The sequence below is a fragment of the Desulfoluna sp. HI9BLuna genome (genome assembly GCF_056829775.1).
In genome coordinates, this window is the sequence record NZ_CP186555.1 from 3,981,375 (window position 1) to 4,002,214 (window position 20,840).

Here is a 20,840-nt window from a genome sequence, read left to right on the forward strand (position 1 = left end):
ATGAGGGGGCGGGGCGCCTTGTTTGAGATGACCGCCGGGCGGGAAACCGCCCGAATCAAAGGGGGTGTGCCATGAAATGTCCGGGTCAGGATACCCAGTACTGGGGATACGGTGCCATCTTTGAGGCCGACTGTCCCGAGTGCGGGACCACGGTGGAGTTCTTCAAGGACGACACCATGCGCACCTGCAAGGGGTGCGGCAAGCGGCTGGCCAATCCGAAGCTCGACTTTGGCTGCGCCTCCTATTGTCAGTTCGCCGACGCCTGTCTGGGCTCGTTACCCCCGGAGCTGCTGGCGGAAAAACGGAACCTGATCAAAGACCGGGTGGCCGTTGAAGTGAAAAAACGGTGTGGAAAGGATTTTGCCAGGATCGGCAGGGCCGCGCGACTCGCCGCCCATGCCGAGCAGATCGCCACCCGCGAGGCCGGGGCCGATCTTGCGGTCCTGCTCTGCGGGGCGTACCTGGCCGCGCTCTCCCGGGAAGAGGCCCGGGAGGTGCTCGGGGCCATTACCGCACCGGAGGGGCTCATCACCGAGGTGACAGCCCTTTTGGAAGGGGATGTCCCTGACCACAAGGCGGATACGAACCGGATGATCCTTGAGGATGCCCGCCGCATCGCCGATGAAGAGGACCGGTGCGGGGGATCCCCCCTGGACGAGGCGGCCTTTGAAGAGGGACTGGCTCGCCGCCTGAAGACGGCCGGGGCCGTGGACGAGGCCCGCAGGGTCCTTGTGCGACCGTAAGAACCACCACGCTTAAGATAACATCGCCGGCAGCGGCGTAACGATACAAAGGGGAATGACCATGAAAATCATGCGAAATATCATCGAAATCGACGAAGAAAAATGCACCGGATGCGGGCTCTGTGTTCCTGCCTGTGCCGAAGGGGCCATTGAGATCATCGACGGCAAGGCCAAGGTGATCAAGGACCTGCTCTGCGACGGCCTGGGGGCCTGCATCGGGGAGTGCCCCGAAGACGCCCTGCACATTGTGACCCGCGAGGCCGATGCCTTTGACGAGGAGGCGGTGCACGCCCACCTGGCCGCAAAAGAGACCGCGGACAAAGGGGCTGCCCAGCCCGCGCCCCGACCCGGCGGCTGTCCGTCTGCGGCCCTCATGGACTTTTCGGACCCCTCGGCCTGCCAGAAGGCCAATGTGCCCAAGGATCAGGTGTCCGGTGTCTCGGCATTGTCTCACTGGCCGGTACAGATTCGTCTCATTCCCCCCACGGCGCCCTTCCTCAAGGGGGCGGACATCCTGGTGACCGCCGACTGCGTGCCCGTCTCGTACCCTGACCTTCACACCACCTATCTCAAGGGCCGCAAGGTGATGCTGGGCTGCCCCAAGTTCGACGACGCCCAGAGCTACATCGAAAAGTTCCGGGACATTTTTTCCGTTGCCGGCATCAAGAGCGTCACCGTGCTCATCATGGAAGTTCCCTGCTGTTCGGGGCTCCCCACCATCGTCAAGAAGGGGATGGAGCTCGCAGGCGTGGATGTTCCCGTGGAAGTGGTGGTCGTCGCCCTTGACGGACGCATCAAAGGATAGGCCTTTTTTAGCCTTTTGTCCCAAAGGCAGGGGCTGCCATGCCGCAACGCATGTTGAGAAAATGATCCCGGTGGGGTATTGTGAAATATACCCCCATCGGCACGAATCATGCAATTGTTTCGGTAAGATCTCCGTATCGGTGACACAGGTGAGGCCTTGAGCCTCACCTGTTCTCCCGCTCGATCTGGTTTGTATTTCGAATGAGACATGATGTCAGGGACTCGGAAACGATGAACGAGGACATACGGAGGTTGCGGCCGGTTCGGCGATGACGCCGACGGTCGGTGATCCTGGCTGCGTGAGACCGAAACAGCCTTTCTGTCCTCCCCTTGTTGATTTCCATGTCCCTCCCAATCAATCGGTCTGCAGAAGCAGGCTCAACACCAAGATCCGGTGGCCGCGCCACTCCGGTCCAGGTTCCATCCCCGTCTTCGATATCGGCCGGCTGCCCAGGGGAGTGAGTTATGGAAAAATTGGACAAGAAGGTCAAGAAGGCCGTTCCCATCAACGAGGTGACCCAGTGCGAGGCCACCGGCCGCATGCTCGAAAAGGCGAGAAGAGACGGCGTGGTGGTGGCTTTTGACCGGGCCGCTGAGATGAAACCCTGCCCCATAGGGGCGGAGTCGGCCTGTTGCAAGATGTGCTATATGGGGCCTTGCCGCCTCAACGCCAGGGACCCCTACGGCAAGGTGGGGGTGTGCGGCGCCACCATCGATACCATTCAGTCCCGGAACCTGGCCCGCATGGTGGCCTCGGGTTCTGCGGCCCATAACGACCACGGCATGGCGGTCCTGGAACTCTTCAAGGGCGTGGCCAACGGCACCATCACCGATTACACCATCAAAGATCCCTATAAACTCGATGCCCTGTGCGCGGAGCTTGGCCTGGACGTGGACGGCATGACCGTCCAGGAGAAGGCCCTGGCCCTGGCCGACGAGCTGGAGAAGACCTATACCCAGACCGAAGGGGAGATTCCCTTTGCCAAGCGCGTTCCTGAAAAGACTCTGGAGACCTGGCGCAAGCTCGATATCGTCCCCCGGGGTGCCATGATCGAGGTGCTGGGCATCATGAGCCGGACCCACATGGGGTGCGACCAGCACTACGAGAACATCACCAAGGCCATCAGCAAGGCGGCCCTGGCCGACGGGTGGGGCGGCTCCATGGTGGCCACGGAGCTTGGGGACATCATGTTCGGAACCCCCTCTCCGGTCCAGGCCGACGTGAACTTCGGGGTCCTTAAAGAGGACCACGTCAACGTCATTGTCCATGGCCACGAACCCAACCTTTTTGAGTCCATGCTGGTGTCCGTGAGTGACCCCTCCCTGGTGAAGATCGCCCGGGAAAAGGGTGCCAAGGGCATCAACCTGGTGGGCATGTGCTGCTCCGGCGCGGAGATGATGTCCCGCCACGGCGTGCCCCATGCCGGAAACTTCATGAGCACCGAGCCCGTTCTGGTGACCGGTGCCGTGGACGCCATGGCCGTGGATATCCAGTGCATCCAGCAGGGCCTGGTGAAAACCGCCGAGTGCTACAAGACCCACCTCATCACCACCAACCCCCGCTGCCACATCGAAGGGGCCCGTCACATCGAGTTCGACGAGCATGTTCCCAGGGAGTGCACCGACGAGATCGTCACCCTGGCCATTGCCCGCTTCGGAGACCGGGGCGTGGACGTGGAGATTCCCAAGATCGTCAACTCAGGGATCCACGGCTTCTCCCACGAGTACATCAACTACATGCTGGGCGGCAGCTTCCGCAGCAGCTACGCCCCCTTGAACGACAACATCATCAACGGCCGCATCCGAGGGGTGGCAGGGGTCGTGGGCTGCGTGAACCCGCGGGTGAAACAGGACTGGGTCCACGTGGAGCTGGTCAAGGAACTCATCAAAAACGACGTGCTGGTGATCCAGACCGGGTGCTCGCAGATCGCCCTGGCCAAGGCCGGGCTCACCGTGCCCGAGGCAGCGGTCCTTGCCGGGCCGGGCCTCCGTGAGGTGTGCGAGGCCGTGGGCATGCCGCCGGTATTGGGCCTGGGCTCCTGCGTGGACAACACCCGGATCCTCATCGCCGCCACGGCCATGGTGAACCAGGGCGGCCTGGGTGACTCCATCGCGGATCTGCCCGTGGCCGGAGCCGCACCCGAGTGGATGAGCGAAAAGGCCGTTGCCATCGGCCAGTACTTTGTGGCCTCGGGAGTGTTCACGGTCTTCGGGGTGGGCTTTCCCACGGTAAAGGAGACCAAATTCCACGACCTCCTCTTTGGCGGTTTGGAGAATCAGGGGCTGGGCAAGTGGGGCGTCACCAAAGATCCCTATGAGATGGCCGCCATGATGGTGGCCCATATCGACAAAAAACGTAAAGAACTCGGCATTGACAAGGCACGGGAACGCGTCTTGACGGACATGGCTTCACGCCGGGAGCTGGCCTGATAAAACGCGGGCACAGGGGCGCTGGAGGGCGCCTTGTGCCCGGAAGACAGTGTTGTTCAAAGCGGGATGCCCGATCGGGCATCCCGCCGCAAGGTTTAGAATTCGCCGATTGGGTCTCAACAGGGCCCAGCGGCACAACCCATGCAGGAAAAAACCATGATTTTATATGACGGCATCTACTCCTGGTCGGGAAAGACAAGCTCGGGAAAGCGGCCGGTCAGCTGGTGGCCCGGGTCCTACCGGGTGAAAATTGTCGACCTGTCCGACACCACGCCGGACGGGGTGTTTCATATCAAGCCCGTAATCTGCCTTTTTGCCGATACGGGCAAAGGGTTCAACGTGCGGAACCATTTTCAGTATTTTGCCCAGTCCATCTGTCAGGAGTTCGGGCTTACGTTGAACAAGGTGCTCTGGGTGGAGTATTACCCGGAAGGGACCGCCATGGATGTGGCCACCCTCAACGAAGGGGCCATGGTGGGCAAGGAGAGACTCTATACGGTCCACTGGCGACCCGTCCACGAGGACGAAGCCCAGTTGATCGGGGCCCATAAGGGGACGACAAACGGGCTGTTTGCCTGATCTATACATACGAAGGAGTGAAACCCATGAGCGACGAGCTGATGAAGAACATTGAGATGTCCTGTGCCGTGGTAATGAAAGACCTGGTCTCCTATGCGCCGAATCAGGTGGTGAGCCGGACCCTGGCCACCACCCCCGGGGTGGTCATCACCCTGTTTGCCTTTGACGAGGGCGAGGAGATCAGCGCCCATACCGCCCCCGGAGATGCCCTGGTTCAGGTGCTGGACGGGCGCGTCAAGATCAACATCGACGGTGCTGTCCTGGAGGCTGGGACCGGAGAATCGGTGGTCATGCCCAAAGACGTGCCCCACGCCCTTGAGGCCCTGACCCCGTTTAAGATGCTGCTGACCGTGGTGAAAAAACCAAAAACCATCGGCACGTTGTGATGCGGCCGTTCCAAGGAAATGGATTGAGCATGAAGTGGACTCCAGAAGCAGAAGCAGCGATCAAAAAGGTGCCGTTTTTTGTCCGCAAGCGGGTGAAAACCCGTGTGGAAGAGGAGGCCGCAGAGGCCGGTGTGGCCGTGGTGACCTTGAAGGAGGTCAACCGGACCCGGGCGCGGTTTTTAAACAAAATGGAGGATGAAGTGGCAGGCTTTCAGGTGGAAGCCTGTTTCGGCGACGGGGGCTGTCCCCGGCAGGCCTGCGGGAGCAGGGGGCTCCAGGAGAAGGTGAAGGCGCACTTAGAGGCCGAGGACATCCTCGGGTTTCTCCGGGAGCGGGTCAAGGGCAAGCTCAAGTTTCACCATGAGCTGCGCGTGGCCTTTGCCGACTGTCCCAACGCCTGCTCGCAGCCCCAGATTCGGGACATCTGCATCATCGGGGCCATGGTACCGGAAACCTCGGAGACCCCGTGCACCCAGTGCGGTGCCTGCGTCACCGCCTGCGCCGAAGAGGCCGTGACCCTGTCGGACACAGGCCCTGTGCTGGACATGGAGCGCTGCCTGGTCTGCGGCAGGTGTGTTGCGGTCTGCAAACCCGGAACCCTGGTGGGGCTCCGCAGGGGGTATCGCGTCCTTCTGGGTGGGCGGCTGGGGCGCCACCCGCGCCTTGCCATGGAGGTGCCCGGGATCTTTGATGAAGAAGCCGCCTTTGACATCGTCCGGCACTGCGTGGCCTTTTACAAGGCCCGAAGCACCGGCGGAGAGCGGTTTTCCCGCCTTTTTACCGAGGCTGACTTTCATGAGGTGGTGCTGCGTTTCCGCGACAGGTCCCTGACCGCCGTCGGAAGCTCACGGGCTGCCGGGTGAGGAGGAGAAGATGGCTGAGAGGCGTGAGTTGAAAGTGGCCGGCATGAACTGCATGCATTGCGCCGGCGCGGTGACCCGGGCCGTGGAGGCGGTGTCCGGGACCGACAACGTCATGGTAAGCCTCGAAGGGGCCTGCGTCACCTTTGAGGTGGACGACGAAGGGGTCGTGGAGAGGGTCAGGCGGGCCATCACCGCGGCGGGTTATTCCGTCACCATGGCGTGAGACTAACCGGGGCCCGGGGTGGCCGGGATACGTTGCGTGTGACGGCGTGATCTCTTTGCGATGGTAATTGACTTTCCTATCATAATATTCTAACTAAGCTCATTATGAGTGGATTGTCATTGAACAACATAGTCGGCAACGTCAAGAACCTTGAGCGCATCCTCGATAACCTCAAGGACGGCATCGTTGCCCATGATTTCCAGCGCAGGATCTTTTACTTCAACAGTGAAGCCGAGCGCATCACCGGATTCTCCCGGGAAAACGTCATCGGCAGGGATTGCCACGATGCCCTGGGCGGGCCCCTGTGCGGTGCCCGGTGCTCCTTTTGCGGCGAGTCCGTGGACCTGGCCGAAACCACCTCCTACCAGACCAACATCGTCACCCGAAGCGGGGAGACCCGCACCGTGGAGATGACCGTCTCCATGATGAAGGACGACGAAGAGCAGCCCTTCGGTGTGCTGGCCGTCTTCCGGGATCTCACCGACCTTCTCGAACTGCGCCGAAAGGCCGGCGAGATGGTGAGCTTCTCCAACATCATCGGGCGCGACGTCAAGATGCTTGATGTGTTTCAGCAGGTGCGGGACGTGGCCGAATACGATTTCCCCGTTCATCTCTTCGGGGAGACCGGCACCGGCAAGGAGCTGGTGGCCGCGGCCATCCACAACGAAAGCCAGCGGGGCGGCGGTCCCTTTGTGCCCATCAACTGCGGTGCCCTTCCGGAGAACCTCATCGAAAGCGAGCTCTTCGGTCATGTGAAAGGGGCGTTCTCCGGGGCGGTGCGGGACAAGAAGGGACGCTTTGAGCTGGCCGAGGGCGGCACGGTGTTTTTGGACGAAGTGGCCGAACTCTCCCTGGAGATGCAGGTGAAGCTCCTGCGCTTTCTCCAGGAGGGGACCTTTGAAAAGGTGGGGGGAGAAAAGACCCTGACCTCCGACGTCCGCATCATCAGCGCCACCAACAAGGACCTCAAAAAAGAGGTGAAGGCCGGCAGGTTCCGCGAAGACCTTTTTTATCGCCTCAACGTCATCCCCATTATCCTGCCTCCCTTGCGCGAACGGCGCAACGACATCCCCCTTCTCGTGGACCATTTCCTCGACAAGTGCACCATGCGCCACGGGCGAAAGTCCCCCGATTTTTCCAAGGACGCCATGAGCCGTATGGTGGCGTATACCTGGCCCGGTAACGTCCGTGAGCTTGAAAACGCCGTCCAGTTCTCCATTGTCCGGTGCAAGGGAAAAACCGTCATGCCCTCGGACTTGCCCATGGAGCTTGGCGTGGTGCAGGAAGAGTCGGTGAAACGGGGCCCCACCCGGAAGCTGGAGGACGCCTCTGTGAGGGAAGCCCTGGTGAAAACCGGCGGCAACAAGGCCAAGGCGGCCCGTATCCTGGGGGTCGGCCGGGCAACCCTCTACCGGTTTCTGGACGATCACCCGTCCCTTGCCGACGAGTAAACCCACGCAGACAGTGTTGTGATTTTTTAAAGGCGTGCCTTCCTTGTGAGGGCACGCCTTTTTTGTTGCCGGTGGAGGGGCGGGGTGGCAGACTGAAGGCAGTATTCCAACCAACATGTCAACCCGAGGAGGCCGGGCATGGAGACGTCAGAACCCCGCAGACAGGTGTTTATCGGATGCAGCGTGATGAAGGAGGAGGCAACCCGCCTTGCCTCCTTGAGCCGGCACCTCACCACCCTGTCGTTTATCGACATGGGGCTTCACGACACACCGAAACGGCTCCATGAATCCATTCAGGAGGCCGTGGACAACGTGGACGCGTCCCAGGATGTGATCCTGCTGGGCTACGGCCTCTGCAGCAAGGGACTGGAGGGGATCCGGGCCGGGGAGCTTCCCCTGGTGGTCGCCAGGGCCCATGACTGCGTGACCCTCTTCCTGGGCTCGGCGGAGCGGTACCGCCGCCATTTTTCACGGCACCCCGATACCTACTGGTACATGCCGGGGAGTGTAGAGGGAGGCGAGGTGCGCGGGCCGGAGCGCCATGCCCGGCTCATCCGGGACTATACCGAAAAATACGGGGAGAAAAAGGCCAGGATCCTTGCTGATTTGGACCGTCAATCCGTGGCCCATTACAGGCGGGCCGCCTTTGTGGACCTGGGCATGGGGGACAGTGCAAAGGCCCGGGACAAGACAAAGGAGGCGGCCCAGTGGCAGGGCTGGGAGTATGAGGAAATCCCCGGGGACAAAGGGCTCCTTTCAGATCTCCTGAACGGTCCCTGGGACCGGGAGCGATTTCTTGTGGTCAAGCCCGGCCAGGTCATCGTCCCGGTTTATGACGACACAACCATTATCGATGCCCGGGACCCGGATGCATAGCCACCTGTGCCTCCGCGCGCAGGCAGGCCCGGGCCGTGAATCACTATCTCAATAACCGGGAGCCCCGCTATACCCAGAACTTCTGGGGCTTTCCCTGCAGGATGGACCGCACCGTCCTTCCGTTGACCTCCGTTTTATCCCAAAAAACGCCCCCGGTTCCCGGACCGTGCAGGGCGTTTTTTAGTGCTCGTCCGGGCAGTCGGTCTTGGGCGGGGAGAGGTAGGTCTCCATAAGGGCAAAGAGGGCGGCCTTTTTAAATGGCTTGCCCAGGAAGTCATCGCATCCGGCCTCCAGGGCTTTTTGCCGGTCCATGCCGAAGGTGCAGGCCGTGAGGGCGATGACCGGGGTGACGGCCCCTTCGGGGGTGGCCTTGATAAGTTTGGTGGCTTCTATGCCGTCCATCACCGGCATCCGCAGGTCCATGAAGATCAGGTGGGGCCGGATGTCCTGGAACCGTTCAACGGCCTCCTGGCCGTCCACGGCGCAGATGACCTCAAAGCCTGCGGAGGCGAGAAGGCGTTTCAGGAAGAGGCGGTTGGCGGCGTTGTCGTCCACCACCAGGATGCGCCGGGTCTCCGTTGGCATCTCCTCGCCGTCGGCGGACCGCTGCCTGGACGGGGCACAAGGGGGGGCCACCTTTCGGGTGCGCAGGGACAAGCGGAAAAGGGAGCCCTTACCCGGGGTACTGGTGACGGTGATATCGCCAGACATGAGGCGGGCCAGCTGGCGGCAGATGGTGAGGCCGAGGCCGCTGCCCGGCTTGTTGTGGGGCATGCGCCTGCCCTGGGCAAAGGGGGCGAAGATGTCGGCGAGATCTTCTGACGGGATGCCCTGGCCTGTGTCCTCAACGTAAAAGAAGAGGTCCGTCAGGTCCTTGTCCCCAGGGCACGGGCGGTGGCTGACATACAGGTGGATATAGCCTGTCTTGGTGAATTTTAGGGCGTTGCCCAGAAGGTTCATCAGCACCTGGCGAAGACGGAGCCGGTCCCCCACGATAACCTCGGGGAGCCCCTCTTGCCAGGTGCAGTGAAATTCGATCTCTTTCTCTTTGGCCCGGTGGGCAACGACCTGGAGGATGGAGGCCAGGCCGTTTTGCAGGTGGAAGGGGGCATTGACCACGGAAATATCCCCTGACTCGATCTTTGTGAATTCCAGCACATCGTTGATCAGGTCCAGAAGGTGTTCCCCGTTTTTCAGGATGATCTCCAGGCTCTCCACGTGACGGCCCGGGAGATTCTTCTCCTGTTTGATGAGGCCGGAAAACCCGATGATGGCATTAAGGGGGGTCCGCAGCTCGTGGCTCATGTGGGCAAGGAAGGTGCTTTTGGCCCGGTTGGCCGCCTCGGCCTCCTCCTTGGCCCGTTTGAACTGGGCGGTTCGTTCATGGACCTTCTGCTCCAGAAGGGTTCGGGACTGCTCCAGGGCGCGGGCCACCTTCCTGCGGCCCGACAAGTGGACGAGGAGCAGGCAGATGCCCGTGGAGATGAGCAGGGTGTAGGCGCCCACCAGCCACACCAGGGTCTTGTAGGTGGCGTAAAAGGAGAAGGGGCGGTGAACCAGGGTGCTTTCACGGGGAAGGAGATGCTCGGAGATTCCGAATCGCTCCAGCTGGCGGTGGTCGAACAGGTTGCGGTTGGCTCCGCTCTTGACCACGGGGATGGCAAAGGGGGGCGTCCCTGACAACACCTTTTTGGCCAGGACAACCGCCTGTTGCCCCTGGCTGCCGCCGTTGATGAGGTTGCCCCCGAGCAGGCCGTGGCCCAGGTAGAGGTCCAGCAGGCCGTAAACGGGGACGGATGAGGCCCGTGAGATGCGCTCCATGCTCTCCTGCTCGGTGAAGTAGCGGTTGGCGGCGTCCCGGAAATAGACCCCCATAAGGAGGATGGCCGTGTCGGGCAAGGCGGCTAGGCGCTTTTCCAGGTTTTCCATGGTCAGGTCCGGAAGGTAGGTGATGGCAAGGCGCTCTTCATAGGGCCGCAACTGTTCTCGGATGGTTTGGGCCCAGGCCACCCCCGTGGGCAGGTGGTCGTTGAGGACGTAAACGTGGGTGGCATCCGGGTGAATGGCCAGGGCGATGTCCAGGGTCCGGGGGGCATCAAAGGCTTCGGCCACCCCGGTGAAGAGGGGCAGGGCCTCGATCTGTTCGTCGTGGAAAAAGTTGACGCCGCAGAAGACCACCGGCGTTTTGGGGAAAAGGGCCTTGTGGCGGGTGCGCATGAACTCAAAGGCGTTGTTGTCGCAGGCGATGACAAGGTCCGGTGGACGGCGGGTGAACTTGTGCCGGAACAGATCCGTGAGCTGGGCTTCGTAGGACGGGTCGTAGGGCGTCCTTTTGGTGTCCATGTGCTCCACGTGAAGGTCCACGGGGTAGGGGGCGTTCTTCAGCCCCTCCTTGACGGCGTGGTAGATCTCTTCTTCCCACACCAGGCTCTGGTGGTAGGAGAAGAGAAGAAGCACTCTGACAGGCGCGGGGGGCGGCTCCGGTCCGGGGACGGAGAACACCATCGACGGCAGCCAGGTCAGGAGGAGCACCATGCCCCACATAACGGCAGGCCGTGTCCCGGGCCATGGGCGGCCCCGGCGATGTCTGGGGGCAGGGGTCATAACGGTTGTGTCCCTTGATGTTACGACTTTCAAAGGGGCGAGGGCATTTCAGGACAACGGGAGGGAGGTGCGGCAAAAGGGTGCCATGGAGCGGGGAAACGCGATGTCACGGGGGGAATCAGATCCTTTATGTATACCATACTTCCCTGGCGGAGGGGACTCTGAAAAATGAAATCCGGGGCCGCCCCTTTCCCGTCGGGACCTGTACGGATTTCACCAGAAAGCCGTTGACAGGGGCCGCTGTCACCGACTACTTAAGAGCCAGCCACCGATAAATCCCGGCCGACAGGATAAAGGCCTCGAATATAAACGTGAAGCGTGCCGTGGCGTCCATGGCCCGCAGGGTGTTTTAGAGACGTTTTTGCAAACCTTTTTGAATTCAAAGAGAAAACGAGGGGTACCCATGATGAAACGAGTGATGCTGGCCGTGCTGTGCCTGTGCCTATCCGCACTGCCCGCCTATGCCGCGGATGAAAAAAATGACGACACATTGGTGATTTACACCTACGACTCCTTTGCCTCGGAGTGGGGCCTGGCCCCCAAGGTGATTCCCTCCTTTGAGAAGATGACCGGGATCAAGGTGGAGCTGATCTCCGTGGGCAGCTCCGGTCAGGTGCTCCAGCGCGCCATGCTGGAGAAGGATCACCCCAGGGCCGACGTGGTCATCGGCATTGACAACAACCTGCTGGCCAAGGCCAGGAAAGCCGATGTGCTTTCCCCCTACCGCTCCAAGGGGATCGATCAGGTGCCCGAGGCCCTTCGGTTCGACCCCGAGTTCCAGGTGACGCCCTTTGATTACGGCTACTTTGCCCTGATCTACGACAGCGAGGTGGTCAAGAATCCTCCCAAGAGCCTGGAAGACCTGACCTCCGAGCGTTTCAAAAAGTCCGTTATCCTCATGGACCCCCGCACATCCGGCCCCGGCCTGGGTTTTCTGCTCTGGACCGTGTCGGCCTATGGCGACAATTTTGCCGATTACTGGAAGCGCCTGACCCCCAGCATCCTCACCATCACCGACAGCTGGAGCTCCGGCTACGGTCTCTTTACCAACGGGGAAGCCCCGGTGGTGCTGAGCTACAGCAGCAGCCCCGTCTACCATGTGGCCTTTGAAAAGAGCGACCGCTACAAGGCCCCGGCCTTTGAAGAGGGGCACTACATGCAGATCGAAGGGGCCGGGATCCTCAAGGGGGCACCCCATCGCAAGGCCGCCGAGGCCTTCATCGACTTCATGCTCTCCGAGACCTTCCAGAAGGAGATTCCCTTAACCAACATCATGTTCCCGGCCAACAGCGCCACCCCCCTTCCCGAGAGCTTCTCCCACGCGGTGAAGCCGGGGAAAAACCTCCAGCTTTCTCCTGTTGAGATCATGACCAAAAACGAATCCTGGATCTCTACCTGGGTGGATACCGTCTCGAAATGATCCTGTCATCGCACAGGGGGTGGGGGGCGCGGCTTCTCTGGCTCGTGCCCCTCGTTCCCACCCTGATTCTTTTTTACTTCCCCCTGTCGGTGATCCTGATGGAGGCCCTTGACGGGGGGGCGGGACCCTCGCCCTTTGTGCGTCTCTTCTCAAGCCCCTACACCTTCCGGGTCATCGGGTTTACCCTGTGGCAGGCCCTGGTGAGTACGGTGGTCTCCCTGATTCTTGGATTGCCCGGGGCCTGGCTGCTGGGCCGGGCCTCCTTCCGCGGTAAGCGGCTGCTCAAAGCCCTCACCGCCATTCCCTTTGTGCTTCCCTCCATTCTCGTGGTGCTGGCCTTTGTGATTTTTTATGGTAACAGCGGGGTGCTCAACCGGTTCGCCATGGGGGTGCTGGACCTGAAGCGGCCCCCCTTTCCCATTCTCTACTCCTTTTCCGCCATTATCCTGGCCCACGCCTTTTACAATTTCCCCCTGGCCGCGCGGCTCATCGGCTCGTTCTGGGAACGGCACAACGACGGCCCGGCCCAGGCAGCACGCACCTTGGGGGCCGGGCCTTATCGCACCTTTTTCACCGTGACCCTGCCCGGGCTCCTGCCCGCCATCTTTTCCGCCGCCGGGCTCATTTACCTCTTCTGTTTCATGAGCTTTGCCGTGGTCCTGGTGCTGGGGGGCGGGCCCCGGTACACCACCATCGAGGTGGAGATCTACCGCGCCGCCCGCATCAGCCTGGACCTGGACATGGCCGCGGCCCTTGCCGTGGTGGGGGCCGTGCTCACCCTGGCCCTTCTTTTTCTCACCGTAAAGATGCAGCACCGGGCAAGCCATGTGGTGAGGGGCCAGGCCGCCCGGCGCGGGACCATGCGCCTGACGGGACCGACGCGCCTGGTGTGGGGCCTTTACATCCTCATGGTGGTCCTGGTGGTGGCCTCGCCCCTTCTGGCCCTTGTGGGCCGGTCCTTCCTGGCCCAGACCTCCCGTTCCGGTCCTTTGGTGTGGACCCTGAAGTGGTACGGGATGCTCTTTACGGACACCGGGCCGTCCCTCTCCCTTGCGGCGGTGAAAAACAGCCTCACCTTTGCAGGGCTCACCGTCTGTGCCGCCTTGCCCCTGGGTCTTGCCGCGGCCTGGGTCACCACCCGGAGCAAGGGACCGTTGGGGCGGCTTACGGAGACGGCCATGATGCTTCCCATGGGGGTCTCCTCCGTGGTCCTCGGGCTGGGCTATTTCAAGTGCCTGGCCCTTTTTTTTCCCGATTACAGCGGAAGCCGGGTCGCGGTGGTGGCGGCCCACGTGGTGGTGACCTACCCCTTTGTGCTTCGTTCCGTCTCCGCCTCCCTCAAGCGCATCAGCCCCTCTCTGCCCCAGGCGGCCCGTACCCTGGGTGCCGGGCCCTTTCGCACCTTTTTGACCGTGGAGCTGCCCCTGATCCGATCCGGCCTGGTGGGCGGGGCCTGTTTTGCCTTTGCCCTCTCCATGGGAGAGATCAACGCCACCTTGATCCTGGCACGGGCCGATACCGTGACCATTCCCCTTGCCCTGTACCGACTCATCGGGGCGTATCGCTATTTTGCCGCCTGTGCCCTGGGAGCCCTTCTCATGGGGTTGTGTGCGGGCTGTTTTTTACTGCTTGAATGGATGGGAGGAGAGAGCCTTGACCCTGAACGTGACTGACCTGTTTCGGACCTACGGCGACTTTCAGTTGCGCGTGGACCTCACCGTGGCCCAGGGGGAGTTTCTGTCGGTGATCGGCCCGTCCGGGTGCGGAAAATCGACCCTCCTGCGCATGGTGGCGGGGCTGGAACCCGCCGACGGCGGAAGCATTGCCTTAAACGGGGACGAGATCTCCGGCCTGGCCCCTGAAAAGCGGGGCATCGGCATGGTGTTCCAGGATTATGCCCTGTTTCCCCACATGCGGGTGGCCGACAACGTGGCCTACGGGCTGAAGCTGAGGCACATGGACAAGGCAGGCAGGGAAGCCAGGGTGAGGGAACTTCTGGACCTGGTCCGCCTCACGGACAAGGCCGATGACTTTCCCGCCACCCTCTCCGGCGGGGAGCAGCAGCGGGTGGCCCTGGCCCGGGCCATTGCCCCGAGCCCGTCGGTGCTGCTCCTGGACGAGCCCCTTTCGGCCCTGGACGCCAGGCTTCGCATCGATTTGCGCCGGGAGATCAGGGAGGTCCACGACCGTCTCTCCCTCACCACCCTTTACGTGACCCACGACCAGGAGGAGGCCCTGACCCTTTCGGACCGTATCGCCGTTATGAAGCAGGGGCAGATCCTCCAGGCCGGCAGCCCCAGATCCCTGTATGAGAGCCCGGAGAACCTTTTTACCGGGACGTTCCTGGGACTTTCCAACACCCTTGAAGGGCGCCTTCAGGCAGGGTGGTTTGTCACCGAGGAGGGGATTCAGGTGGTTCCTGCAGAGGGAGAGGATGGGAACGGTGTGCTGTTTTTCCGGCCCCATCATGTGACGCTTCACGGGGAGCCCGCTCCGGGGAGACTTCCCTTTGCGGTGACGCGGGTGGAGTATTGCGGGGGATGGTCCCTGGTTCATGGAGCCGCAGGGGCCCACAGGGTGGTGGTGTTTGAACCGGCCGACACCCGGTGGACCGCAGGCAAAAAAGGCCACCTGGCGGTGGGGGCCGACCGGGCGCGGTTTTTCCGGGGGGAGTAAGGCGTCAGGGGATGTATCCCTCGTTTCTGAGGTAGGCGGCGAATTTTTTGTCGGAGTCGGCCACGTGGGTGGTCCACCAGAACCTCAGAAAGGAGAGCATCTTGTCCGAGAGGTCTTCGACGCCCTTTTCATAATCCGAGGCAAACTCTTTGATCCGCTCTGTAAATTTCGAGTGCTCTTTGCTGTGGGCCACGGCCAGGGGGTAACTGGTCTCGGCCATGTGGTGGTCTTCGGTGCGGAAATGGGTCTGGGCAAAGGCCACGAGGACCCGGATGAGGTCCAGGAGCTCCTCGCGGCGCCCCTGGTTGCGCTTGTGGATGATGAGGCGGTTGATGAGCAGGAACAGGTTCCTGTGCTGATCATCGATTTCGTCAATGTGGACCAGCATGTCGTCGGTCCAGTTCAACATGGATACCATGATGTTCTCCTGTGTTGACGTGTTGTCATGCGGCCCCTTCAGCTGGGGTGGATGTGGTGGGCGTACAGGGTGTCCGTGTGCGAGACATGGGCGCGCCACCAGTGGGTGAGAAATTCCAGCATGTCGTAAAGCAGGCCCTGTGTGTCGGCCCTGTACTCGTTGATGAACAGGTCCACCTGCTCCATGTAGGCCATGTGTGCCTTGTTGTGTTCCGCAAACCCGGGAAAGTTGTGCTTGACCATGAGGTTCTCTTCGGTGAGGAAGTGGCGGTCTGAGTAGTCCATGAGGCGCCCGATCTGTGTGAGGATTTCATTGGGGTCCCCGCCCCTTTCATGGATGGCGATGAGGTCGTTGATGATGTCGAACAGGGCCTTGTGTTGGCTGTCGATATCCGGGATGTTTACCGAGATCGCTTCGGTCCATACCAACGGGTCTGTCATGGGGTGCCTCCCGGGTGAGGGGTCGGTCCGGTTGTTTTATCATGACATATCCGGATTAGGGATTTCCGGCGTTGTATCGCTTTTCTGCTTCCTTCCAGTTTGCCAATCCGTCAAAAACACCTTCCACGTATGCCTTTCGTTTGTTCTGCACATCGAGGTAGTAGGCGTGTTCCCACAGATCAATGGTAAAAAGAGGGGTGAGACCCTGGGCAACGGGGGTGTCTGCATTGGCCGTGGTGAGGATGCGAAGGTCGCCCTTGTCCGTAACCAGCCATACCCAGCCGCTGCCGAAATGGGAGAGGGACGCTTCGAGGAATTCACTCCGAAAGGCATTCCATCCCCCGAACTCCGTGTTGATGGCTTCGGCCAGGGCGCCTTCGGGCTTTGCGTTGCCTTCCGGGGTGAGGCATGTCCAGAAAAAGGCGTGGTTCCAGGCCTGGGCCGTGTTGTTGAACAGGGCCGTGTATCTCTTTTTCCCCCGGGTCGCCGCAAGGATCTCCTCAACGGGTTTTCCTTCGTACCGGCTGTTGGCGATGAGCTTGTTGGCCTTGTCCACGTAGGCGGCGTGGTGTTTGCCGTGATGCAGCTCGATGGTGCGCTGGGAGATGAGCGGCTCCAGGGCGTCTGAAGGCCAGGGCAGGGGTGCCAGGGTAAGGGCAGGACCCTTGGGTTCGGAACTGCACGCGGTCAGGAGGGCAAGCAGGGCCGCGAAGAGTACGGCGAATCGAACGCCTCGCGGGATGATCCAGTGACAATACGGCGACGACATGGGCATGGCATGGCCTCATCTGTATGGATTCGTAAGGGGGAGACGGTGTGGCGATGTCTCAAAAGGATGTGGGAAAAAGGATTGATATACTTCTATTTATACCTGAGTCGGGTCTGCTTCGCAACTTCACAGTGGCAGGGAACCAGGTCAAACGCATTTGAATTTTGCCTCCGGCGGCCCTGCCGGGGGCCAAACTTTTGAAAAGTTTGACAAACAGGCTTTATTTTTATGTTTTACCGGAACGGTTTTGCGGAGCTTTTTTCAAAAAGCGACCCGCCGGAGGCAATTGAGGGCAAGGATCCGTTTATTCACGGGAAAGGCTCAGCCAGGTGAAGTGAATGAGGCCTGCGGCCATGATGAGGGCACCCATGGGAAAGGCAAGGCGAAGTTCCAGCAGGTCCATGGTGACCCCGGCGATGAGGGAGCCCAGGAGCATGCCCAGGCTGTGGGCCATGGTGAGAAGGCTCATGACCGACCCGATACCTTTGACCTCCCGGCCCCGTTCCACGGCCAGGGCCGAGAGGGCAGGAAGGGAGGTGCCTCCGCCGATACCGAAGACAATCACGGCCCCTAGGAGGCTGTAGAATCCCGTGGCCTGGTGGCAGAGCACCATGGAGCCCACGATGAACAGGCCGCCGACCCCCACCAGGAGTTTCCGGTTCATGCGGTCCGCCACCAGGCCCATGGGGATGTGGAGCAGGCCCCCTGCAAGGACCATCATCATGACGAGGATCCCGGTTTCGGCGCTTCCCAGGCCAAAGGTGACGTCCACGTACAGGGGAAGAAAGCACCAGATCATCCCCACGCAGGTGGTGTAGACCAGCCGGAAGGAGACCAGGGCCAGGATGAGGCGGTCTTTCAAAAGGCCCATGACGGCGATGGATTCGTTGCGGGTGGCGGTGCATCGCTCTTCGGCCACCGGGGGAAGGAAGACCAGGGCCATGACAAAGGCGGCCACGGCAAGGATCCCCATGCCGAGAAAGGCCGCGTCCAGGCCGTAGAGTCGGTTGATAAAGCCCCCCATCAGGGGGCCCATGCTCAGGCTCAGGAACATGGCCATGCTGAAGAGCCCCATGTAAAAACCCTCTTTCCCCTCGGGGGTGATGTCCCCCACATAGGCCTGGGATACGGGCATGATCATGCCCGAGGCAATGCCCTGGAGAAACCGGAGCCCGATGAGGGTGCCCACGGAGCTTGAGATCATGAAACCCAAAGAGACCAGGGCATAAAAGAGGAGGCCCGGAAGGATAAAGGGCTTTCGTCCGATGCGGTCCGAGGTCTTGCCGAACCAGGGGAGGACCAGGGTGCGGGAGATGGAAAACGCCCCGAAGATCATGCTGATGTACAGGCCGCTGGCCCCCAGTTCATGGGCATAGACCGGGAGCAGCGGGATGACGATGCCCACCCCGGTCACTGCCGAGAAGATGGACATGAAGAGGGTGATGAAGATTTTTCGATCCTTGGGGTTCATGAAGCGGAGGCCTCGTCGTCCAGCAGGGCAAGCCGGGCGATCCCTTCGATGAGATGGCCCAGAGCCGCGGCCTCGGTAACGCCCAGACGCATGCGGTTGCTGATGTCGTAGATCCCCCCGCGGCCTTCGGAGTGCTCTCCGTGGATTCCCCGGACCTGGAGCCCTAAGGCGTTGGCTTCCTTGTGAAGGGCTTCTTCGTCTTCAGCCAGCCCCTTAAGCTTCATGTGCACGCTGGCACGCATGGCCGTGCCCAGGTTGGTGGGGCAGCTGGTGAGGGAGCCCAGGCGCGGGTGGGTCAAGAAGTCCAGATGGGAGGAGAGGGCGGCCACACCGTCGGCCAGGCGCTTGAACACCTCCGTGACGTCACCCCCCTTCTGAAGTGAGATGATCCTGAGCTGGTCCTCTTCGTTGACCCAGACGCTGAAGGCTTCGTCGTGGGAGAGAAAAAGACCCCGGGCCTCGGGCCAGTCCCGCATAAGGCCCGCCGACAGGAGAAAGCGGTCCTCGTTCTTGAAGAGAAGGTGGCGCTCGATGAGGTCGTCGCGAAGGGCCGGGTCCATCTCCGGCAGGGGGTGGTAGGTGCCCTGGAGGTGCTCGGGGAGCCGGGCAAGGGCGGCCTTGATCCTCTCCTCCACCTCACGGCGCTGGTCGGGGGATATGGCAGGCCCCAGGGGAAAGCCCGCAAGGTTTCGTCCCACCCGCACCCGGGTGGAGATGATTTTGCTGGCTGCCGAGGCGCTGAGTTCGGGCAGGTGGGCCAGGGAGTAGTCCGGGGCGGGATGAGGGCCTGCATTGCCGTGGTACTCCCGGACAACCGGGGTGAGCAACGGGGAAAACAGGTCGTAGGACTCCGCGTCCCCTGCGTAGACACCCACGGAGCTCTCCTGCTGTTCCACGCCGGAGCGGATGAGGTCGGCGGCGGTGTAGCCCGACCCTGTCTCCAGATCCTTCAACTCCTCCCACACACGGCGGGTCAGGTGCCTGCTGAGAAGCGACGCACATCCGGTCCCGAATGCGGGAAACCCTTTTTCTTCCATGAAATCCTCACCCTTTTCAGTCCACAATCATGCGTTTGTGCAAAGTCACTGTATATATCACAACCGAAGACAAAAAGCATGTGGGCCCGGGCGCTTCACAGGGCAGTCAGTGTTCAGGAAAAAATAAAACAATGCCTTCTATGGTTAAAGTCGGTTCACAAAGCAGGCCTCCGGCGGCCAGGGGATGATCCCCTGGACCCCAGGTTGCGGATGCCCTCTCCCTTCGTTCCTCAGGGTGAGGGCATCCGCCAAGGCTTTGGGGCGATTGGCCTAAACCTGTTTGTCAAACTTTTCAAAAGTTTGGCCCCCGGCAGGGCCCCCGGAGGCCAAAGCCTTGGCCGTCGTCCATCCATAATCGTAGAACCAGAGGCCCGGATATGCTACAAATAAGGGTTTAGAACCGTGTGGGGCGACCGCCCTTTGACCCGAGATGACGCAGCTGAGCAGGAGGAGTGATGATCGCCAAAAGAGCCGAGGAGATGACCTCGTTTATCGTGATGGATGTACTGGAACGTGCCAAGGAGATGGAGCGCGACGGCGTGGATGTCATTCACCTGGAGGTGGGCGAGCCCGACTTCGACACCCCGGACTGCGTGAAGGCCGCGGCCTGCAAAGCCATCAACGAGGGACACACCCACTACACCCACAGCCTGGGGATGATGGAGCTCCGGGAAGCCATCTGCGAGTACTACGACGAGACCTACGGGGTGAGCGTGTCCCCCCATCGCGTGATGGTGACCCAGGGGACCTCTCCGGCCATTTTTTCCGTTTTTTCCGCCATGCTGGAGGCCGGCGATGAGGTGATCCTGTCGGATCCCGGTTACGCCTGCTACCCCAACTTCATCAAGTTTGTCGGGGGCGTACCCGTGGCTGTTCCCGTCACCGAAGCCGACGGGTTCGAGCTTCGGGTGGCCGAGATCGAAAAGCGGATGACGGACCGAACCAGGGCCATTTTTCTGAACTCCCCGTCCAACCCCACGGGCAACCTTCTCTCCACGGACCGTATGGAGCGTATCGCAAAGCTCGGCCCGGCAATCGTCTCCGATGAGATCTACCACGGCCTGGTCTACGAAGGGGAAGAGCACACCATGCTGGAGTTTACGGATAACGCTTTTGTCCTTAACGGCTTTTCCAAGCTCTACGCCATGACCGGCATGCGCCTGGGTTACGTCATCGCCCCGGAAGCCTTTATGCGCCCCCTGCAGAAGATCCAGCAGAACTTTTTCATCTCGGTGAACGCCTCGGCCCAGGTGGCGGGCATCGCCGCCCTGAAAGAGGCCAAGGCCGACACCCAGCGCATGAAGGAGATCTACAACAAACGGCGCCTCTACATGATCGAGCGCCTCCGGGCCATGGGCCTGGGGATCACCGTGCCCCCCACCGGCGCCTTTTACGTCTTTGCCAACGCCAAGCACATCTCCATGGACTCCTACAAGCTCGCCTTCGACATCCTGGAAAATGCCCACGTGGGGGTTACCCCCGGCATTGACTTCGGCAAAAACGCCGAGGGCTACCTGCGCTTCTCCTACGCCAACTCTCTTGAGAACATTGAGCGGGCCATGGATCGGCTTGAGGCATATTTTAAGGCGAAAGGCTAAGGGGGAAGGGCTAAGGGGGAAAGGCTAAGGGCTAAAGGCTAAAGGCGAAGGG

19 protein-coding genes are annotated in these 20,840 nt (G+C 61.2%); 13 read left to right on the plus strand and 6 right to left on the minus strand.

The genetic code is table 11. From position 1 onward, the window contains the following. Window positions 1-71 precede the first annotated feature (71 nt). The 9 genes from ACOYW0_RS16090 to ACOYW0_RS16130 all read left to right on the plus strand — a co-directional run bounded on the left by ACOYW0_RS16090 (window position 72) and on the right by ACOYW0_RS16130 (window position 8,355). On the plus strand, window positions 72-743 hold the full coding sequence (locus ACOYW0_RS16090) for an HD domain-containing protein (protein WP_482414848.1): 672 nt from the start codon (window positions 72-74) through the stop codon (window positions 741-743). A 61-nt stretch (window positions 744-804) separates the two neighbouring features. After that, the gene (locus tag ACOYW0_RS16095; protein ID WP_482414849.1) at window positions 805-1,548 is read left to right on the plus strand and encodes an ATP-binding protein; all 744 of its coding nucleotides are present in this window, start codon (window positions 805-807) and stop codon (window positions 1,546-1,548) included. A 464-nt stretch (window positions 1,549-2,012) separates the two neighbouring features. Further along, window positions 2,013-3,977 carry an anaerobic carbon-monoxide dehydrogenase catalytic subunit gene (gene cooS / locus ACOYW0_RS16100; protein ID WP_482414850.1) on the plus strand — a complete coding sequence of 655 codons (1,965 nt, stop codon included), beginning with the start codon at window positions 2,013-2,015 and terminating at the stop codon, window positions 3,975-3,977. Window positions 3,978-4,133: 156 nt separating this feature from the next. After that, on the plus strand, window positions 4,134-4,556 hold the full coding sequence (locus ACOYW0_RS16105; RefSeq protein ID WP_180137036.1) for a hypothetical protein: 423 nt from the start codon (window positions 4,134-4,136) through the stop codon (window positions 4,554-4,556). 26 nt (window positions 4,557-4,582) lie between these two features. Beyond that, window positions 4,583-4,942 carry a cupin domain-containing protein gene (locus tag ACOYW0_RS16110; protein WP_482414851.1) on the plus strand — a complete coding sequence of 120 codons (360 nt, stop codon included), beginning with the start codon at window positions 4,583-4,585 and terminating at the stop codon, window positions 4,940-4,942. Window positions 4,943-4,971: 29 nt separating this feature from the next. Then, a complete protein-coding gene (locus ACOYW0_RS16115) occupies window positions 4,972-5,805 on the plus strand; it encodes a 4Fe-4S dicluster domain-containing protein (RefSeq protein ID WP_482414852.1) in 834 nt (277 codons plus the stop codon). Window positions 5,806-5,815: 10 nt separating this feature from the next. After that, window positions 5,816-6,028, plus strand: coding sequence for a heavy-metal-associated domain-containing protein (locus ACOYW0_RS16120; RefSeq protein WP_482414853.1), 213 nt, complete (start codon window positions 5,816-5,818; stop codon window positions 6,026-6,028). A 119-nt stretch (window positions 6,029-6,147) separates the two neighbouring features. Beyond that, entirely contained in the window at window positions 6,148-7,479 is a 1,332-nt protein-coding gene (locus tag ACOYW0_RS16125; protein WP_482414854.1) for a sigma-54 interaction domain-containing protein, read from the plus strand. Window positions 7,480-7,617: 138 nt separating this feature from the next. After that, a complete protein-coding gene (locus ACOYW0_RS16130; protein WP_482414855.1) occupies window positions 7,618-8,355 on the plus strand; it encodes a DUF1638 domain-containing protein in 738 nt (245 codons plus the stop codon). A 180-nt stretch (window positions 8,356-8,535) separates the two neighbouring features. Here the strand turns inward: ACOYW0_RS16130 and ACOYW0_RS16135 are convergent, their stop codons facing one another. Continuing rightward, window positions 8,536-10,899 (minus strand): ATP-binding protein, encoded by a 2,364-nt coding sequence (locus ACOYW0_RS16135; protein WP_482414856.1) that lies wholly within the window; start codon window positions 10,897-10,899, stop codon window positions 8,536-8,538. Between the two features lie 463 nt (window positions 10,900-11,362). On the opposite strand from ACOYW0_RS16135, the gene ACOYW0_RS16140 reads away from it, so the two are divergent. Genes ACOYW0_RS16140 through ACOYW0_RS16150 form a run of 3 tightly spaced genes read left to right on the plus strand, consistent with a single transcriptional unit; the run spans window position 11,363 to window position 15,055 of the window. Continuing rightward, window positions 11,363-12,379, plus strand: a complete 1,017-nt coding sequence (locus tag ACOYW0_RS16140; RefSeq protein WP_482414857.1) for a thiamine ABC transporter substrate-binding protein — start codon at window positions 11,363-11,365, stop codon at window positions 12,377-12,379. Continuing rightward, window positions 12,376-14,052: an ABC transporter permease gene (locus tag ACOYW0_RS16145; protein WP_482414858.1), complete on the plus strand. Its 1,677-nt coding sequence runs from the start codon at window positions 12,376-12,378 to the stop codon at window positions 14,050-14,052. Before ACOYW0_RS16140 ends, ACOYW0_RS16145 begins: the two co-directional genes overlap by 4 nt. Next, window positions 14,033-15,055 carry an ABC transporter ATP-binding protein gene (locus ACOYW0_RS16150; RefSeq protein ID WP_482414859.1) on the plus strand — a complete coding sequence of 341 codons (1,023 nt, stop codon included), beginning with the start codon at window positions 14,033-14,035 and terminating at the stop codon, window positions 15,053-15,055. Before ACOYW0_RS16145 ends, ACOYW0_RS16150 begins: the two co-directional genes overlap by 20 nt. Before the next feature lie 4 nt (window positions 15,056-15,059). Here ACOYW0_RS16150 and ACOYW0_RS16155 read toward each other — a convergent pair whose 3' ends face one another. From ACOYW0_RS16155 to ACOYW0_RS16175, 5 genes are all read right to left on the minus strand, one after another. Continuing rightward, window positions 15,060-15,473: a bacteriohemerythrin gene (locus ACOYW0_RS16155; protein WP_180137027.1), complete on the minus strand. Its 414-nt coding sequence runs from the start codon at window positions 15,471-15,473 to the stop codon at window positions 15,060-15,062. Between the two features lie 38 nt (window positions 15,474-15,511). Further along, window positions 15,512-15,913 (minus strand): bacteriohemerythrin, encoded by a 402-nt coding sequence (locus tag ACOYW0_RS16160; RefSeq protein WP_482414860.1) that lies wholly within the window; start codon window positions 15,911-15,913, stop codon window positions 15,512-15,514. A gap of 55 nt (window positions 15,914-15,968) precedes the next feature. Beyond that, entirely contained in the window at window positions 15,969-16,688 is a 720-nt protein-coding gene (locus tag ACOYW0_RS16165; protein ID WP_482414861.1) for a superoxide dismutase, read from the minus strand. Between the two features lie 298 nt (window positions 16,689-16,986). Continuing rightward, window positions 16,987-18,153 carry an MFS transporter gene (locus tag ACOYW0_RS16170; protein WP_482414862.1) on the minus strand — a complete coding sequence of 389 codons (1,167 nt, stop codon included), beginning with the start codon at window positions 18,151-18,153 and terminating at the stop codon, window positions 16,987-16,989. Further along, complete coding sequence (locus ACOYW0_RS16175; RefSeq protein WP_482414863.1) at window positions 18,150-19,190, minus strand: phosphagen kinase; 1,041 nt, start codon at window positions 19,188-19,190, stop codon at window positions 18,150-18,152. The genes ACOYW0_RS16170 and ACOYW0_RS16175 overlap by 4 nt, the downstream gene beginning before the upstream one ends. A 455-nt stretch (window positions 19,191-19,645) precedes the next feature. Between ACOYW0_RS16175 and ACOYW0_RS16180 the strand changes: the two genes are divergently transcribed. After that, complete coding sequence (locus tag ACOYW0_RS16180) at window positions 19,646-20,788, plus strand: pyridoxal phosphate-dependent aminotransferase (RefSeq protein ID WP_482414864.1); 1,143 nt, start codon at window positions 19,646-19,648, stop codon at window positions 20,786-20,788. The last annotated feature ends 52 nt before the right edge of the window (window positions 20,789-20,840 follow it).